This is a genomic window from Micromonospora solifontis (assembly GCF_003725545.1).
GTDB classification, from domain to species: domain Bacteria; phylum Actinomycetota; class Actinomycetes; order Mycobacteriales; family Micromonosporaceae; genus Micromonospora; species Micromonospora solifontis.
The window spans coordinates 1-4,250 of sequence record NZ_RJLN01000169.1; the positions used below are offsets into that span (position 1 = coordinate 1).

The following is a 4,250-nucleotide window of genomic DNA, read 5'->3' on the forward strand; positions in this document are numbered from 1 at the left end:
GTCGTCCGGGCCGGAGGGTACGGGGCTGGGAGCGCTGCCGGCGGTCACGCCGGTCGATGCTGCCGGACCCGCCGCGGCCCGGACAAGCGCGCTAAGCGAAAGCTAAGAGTTCAGGATTGGCGACCGCGGAGCAGGCCGACGGCGACGGCGGTGAAGGCGGACACGTCACCGGCCAGTTCGGGCCGCTCCCGGAGCAGGTCCTCCAGCCGGACCCGCCACCGGCCCGCCTCGACCGGCACCCCGGCGTCCCCGGCCCGGCTCAGCCGGTCCCGGGTCTCGGTGAGGGCGTCCCGGGCGGCGGCGCCCAGCAGGCCGCCGAGTTCCTGCCGGATCCAGGCGAAGAGCTGCTCGTCGGGGACGGCCTCGACGATCACCCGGGCGGTGTCCCAGGCCACGCGGGGGTGGTGGATGACTGTCATCGCGACTCCTTCGTCGATGTGCCGCTTCGGTCATCATCGATCCTGGGGCCGACCGGGCACAAGGCCCTCACCAGGCGACGCCGATGCCGTCTCCCGGGTACCAGTGGCGGGCGGGGGTCTCCCGGTAGGCGAGGAACCGTCGTCCGGTGCGTTCGGCGTGCTCGGCGAGGACGTTGGTGGCGGTGACATTGTCGGTGAGCAGCATCGCGTTGGGGGCGAGTTTCGCCTCGACCTCCTCGAACTCGCGCTTCTCATGGACCCGGCTGTGGTCGCTGTCGTGCAGGAAGAGGTCGACGGGGCGGTCCAGCGCGGTGATCGAGGCGACCGAGTCGCCGATGACCAGGTCGACCACGTCGGCCCAGGGGGTGGCACGGGCCAGGTAGCCGGCCTCGGGGTTGATGTCGAGGGAGGTGAGCCGGCCGGGGTGCCCCTCGGCCGCGTTGCGGAGCAGGGCGGCGGCCAGGACGCAGCTGCCCAGCCCTTTGTCGACGCCGGTCTCGACGACGTGGGCGGGCCGGCGGGCGCGGACGATGGCGTACCAGCCGACCCGGCGGGCGTACCGGACGTGCCGGTCGGCGAGGCCGCGGCGGGACGCGGCGGCGGTGGCCGCCTCGATGTGCCCGCGCAGCCGGTCGTCGCCCTCCAGCTCGGCGAACCAGTCGCGGACCTGGCGGACCGGCGCGTCGCAGGAGACGCTGACGAACCAGGCCAGGTGCTGCCGGCTCAGCCGGGTCAGGTCGTAGGTGTAGTTGTGATGTTCGCGGGAGGTGAGCAGCCAGCGGGCGGAGGTGGCGAGCACCGTGGCGTCGTGCCGAGCGACCCGGGCGAGCCGCTTGGGGAACCCGGCGATCGGTGCCAACCGGGTGCGGGCGACGGCCCGCCGGAGCTTCGTTGCGTCCATCCGTGCCGTTGTACCAGCTCAGGGTTGCCAACGGCGAGGAAAGTTCCGGTTCGCCGACCGGGTGGTTGAAGCTGACCACCCGGACGAGGGTCCCCGCGGCGCAACGTCAGTCAGTAGCATCGCGACCATGTCAGATCGCCATCAGCTCGCCGACCCCGACACCCACTTCCCGGGCTCCGATGTGGATCCGGAGGTCGAGGCACCCGCGCCGAAGCCGCGTCGCCGTGGCCGGCGGATCGCCCTGATCGTGTTGCTCGTGGTGGTCCTGCTCGCCGGCGGTGGGATGCTCGCGGGCGGCCTCTATTACCGCTCCGTCAACAACTCCATCGAGCGGGTCGACGCGTTCCAGGGCGTGCCCGAGGAGTCGCGGCCGCAGGTCGTGGCCAAGGGCGCGATGAACATCATGATCCTGGGCAGCGACTCCCGGGACCCGGAGAGCACCGGCGGCTCGCGGAGCGACACCATCATCCTGGCCCACCTGCCCAAGGACCGGTCGAGCGCCCAGCTCATCTCGATCCCGCGCGACACCTGGGTGTCGGTGCCGCGCTCGAAGGACGGCCGGCACGGCGGCCGGGACGCCAAGATCAACGCAGCGTACGCGTGGGGTGGGATCCCGCTGATGGTGCAGACCGTGGAGCAGTTCACCGGCGTCCGCATCGACCACGTGACGATCGTCGACTTCGCCGGCTTCAAGGAGATCGTCGACGCGTTGGGCGGGATCAACGTCGACGTGGAGAAGAAATTCACCTCGATCCACCCGCCGTTCCGCGCCTTCAGCGCGGGCCCGCAGCAGATGGACGGCGCGGCGGCGCTGGACTACTCGCGGCAGCGCAAGCAGTTCGCCGACGGGGACTTCGCGCGCATCCGGCACCAGCAGCAGGTGATCCGGGCGATTCTCGACAAGGCCGCCTCCGGTGGCGTGCTGGCCAACCCCGCCAAGCTGAACTCGTTCGTGAAGGCCACGTCGAGCGCGGTGGCGGTGGACAACTCACTGTCCCTTCTCGACCTCGCGATGCAGATGCGTGGCATGCGGGGCAGCAACCTCGGCTTCTACACCTGCCCGACCAAGGGGACGGGCCGGGTCGGCAGCGAGAGCGTCGTGTTCGCGGACAAGGCGAAGGCGAAGGGTCTCTTCGACGCGGTCCGCCGCGACGCGGTCCCCGAGATCGTGGCTGCCGGAAAGTAGGACGTCGAATCACCTTGCCGGCTCTGGTGGCACGGCGGACCCACTCGTATCCTGCGATCGCCTGTGGCGTTTCACATCTGGCCAGGGGCTTCACGGGGGAGGATCGACCATGTCACGCCAGCCGGCGACTGGTCACCCTGCTGCGACCGCACCAGAGCCTGGCGGCGCGTCGCAGCAGTCGGTGGCGCTCCAGGAGGAACCGGTCGACGGTGACGCGGTCACCGCGATGATCACCCCCGTCCGGTCGGCGAAGGAGCAGCCGGTCACCGCCGCACCGCTGGCGGGTCTCGACACGACCACGGTGCTGCCGTACGCCAGTTCCCGGGCCTCCAAGCGCACGCGCTGGCTCCGGGCGTCGATGATGACGGCTCCCATCGACGTCCTCGCGCTTCTCGCCCCGCTGCTGGTGACCCAGAACTACTGGCGGGGCACGTTGGTCAACGCCGGCCTCACGGTGGCCCTCTTCGCCGCCGGCGGGCTCTACCGACCGCGTCGTCACATCAGCATCCTGGACGAGCTGCCGAGCCTCGGCGGCCGGCTGCTGGCATCCGGCGCCGTGGTGGCCATCATCGCGGCCGAGCGCCACGACTCGGTGCCGTACGTCAGCGGATTCATGCAGGGCGTCGCGCTCTCCGCCGGCCTGGTGATCGTCGGCCGGGCGCTCAACACGAGGGTGATCCTCCTCGCGCGCAAGCGCCGGTGGGTCGAGCACAACGCCATCATCATCGGCAGCGGCCCGGTCGGCATCGAGCTCGCCCGGCTGCTCCGGCGCTACCCGCAGTACGGTCTGCGGTTCGTCGGCCTTGTCGACGCCCCGTCGCGGGAACCGGTCGCGTCGCTTCCGCTGATCGGCACCCTCGACGACCTCGAAGCGCTCACCCGGCTGGTGGAGTGCGACGTCCTGGTCATCGCCGACCCGGACTGCCCGGAGTCCGTCCTGATGGAGACCCTGCTCCGGCCGGCCAACTCGCGCTGCGACCTCTGGGCGGTGCCGCGCCTGTGGGGTTCCCGCTCCCAGGGTGGATATCCCGACCACGTCGGGGCCATCCCGATCGTCAAGATCGGTGACACCACGCTGTCGGGTCCACGGTGGCGGATCAAGCGGGCCTCGGACATCCTCTTCGCCGCGGTGGCGTTGATCGTGCTGAGCCCGGTGCTGCTGCTCTGCGCGATCGCCACCTTCCTCGACGGCGGGCGCGGGATCTTCTTCTACCAGGAGCGGATCGGCCGGTACGGCAAGCCGTTCAAGGTCATCAAGTTCCGCTCCATGCGCCCGGTGGACGAGCACGAGTCGCAGACGAACTGGTCGATCGCCAACGACCGGCGGGTCGGGCCGATCGGGCGGTTCATGCGCCGCACGTCGCTGGACGAACTGCCCCAGCTCTGGAACATCCTGCGCGGGGAGATGAGCGTGGTGGGCCCCCGGCCGGAACGGCCCTACTTCGTGGAGAAGTTCTCCGTCGAGTACCCCCACTACGCCATGCGCCACCGGGTCCCGGTCGGGCTCACCGGCCTCGCGCAGGTCAGTGGCCTCCGGGGCGACACGCCGATCTCCGATCGGGCGCGGTTCGACAACTACTACGTCGAGAACTGGTCGATCTGGCTGGACATCAAGATCGTGCTGCGCACCGTCGCGGAGGTCTTCCGCGGTGGTGGCCGCTGAGCCACCGGACCGGACGTGGTGGGACCCGATCCCCGGCTGCCCGTCCGCCGGTCAGCCGGGGCCGCCTAGCGGGCGTTGCCA

Annotated in this window: 4 protein-coding genes; 2 read left to right on the plus strand and 2 right to left on the minus strand. The window is 70.8% G+C overall.

What is annotated here, in order from left to right:
• Positions 1-110 precede the first annotated feature (110 nt).
• Both EFE23_RS27525 and EFE23_RS27530 read right to left on the minus strand, forming a co-directional pair.
• Positions 111-419 (minus strand): hypothetical protein, encoded by a 309-nt coding sequence (locus EFE23_RS27525; protein ID WP_123243782.1) that lies wholly within the window; start codon positions 417-419, stop codon positions 111-113.
• Positions 420-486: 67 nt separating this feature from the next.
• Positions 487-1,320, minus strand: coding sequence for a class I SAM-dependent methyltransferase (locus tag EFE23_RS27530; protein ID WP_123243783.1), 834 nt, complete (start codon positions 1,318-1,320; stop codon positions 487-489).
• Positions 1,321-1,447: 127 nt separating this feature from the next.
• On the opposite strand from EFE23_RS27530, the gene EFE23_RS27535 reads away from it, so the two are divergent.
• Complete coding sequence (locus tag EFE23_RS27535; RefSeq protein WP_123243784.1) at positions 1,448-2,506, plus strand: LCP family protein; 1,059 nt, start codon at positions 1,448-1,450, stop codon at positions 2,504-2,506.
• Between the two features lie 181 nt (positions 2,507-2,687).
• Complete coding sequence (locus EFE23_RS27540; protein WP_233601174.1) at positions 2,688-4,169, plus strand: sugar transferase; 1,482 nt, start codon at positions 2,688-2,690, stop codon at positions 4,167-4,169.
• The last annotated feature ends 81 nt before the right edge of the window (positions 4,170-4,250 follow it).

Excerpts from the sequence above, each read along its gene's own strand:
- EFE23_RS27525 (WP_123243782.1), bottom strand. The coding sequence starts at position 419 with ATGACAGTCATCCACCACCCCCGCGTGGCCTGGGACACCGCCCGGGTG.
- EFE23_RS27530 (WP_123243783.1), bottom strand. The coding sequence starts at position 1,320 with ATGGACGCAACGAAGCTCCGGCGGGCCGTCGCCCGCACCCGGTTGGCA.
- EFE23_RS27535 (WP_123243784.1), top strand. The coding sequence starts at position 1,448 with ATGTCAGATCGCCATCAGCTCGCCGACCCCGACACCCACTTCCCGGGC.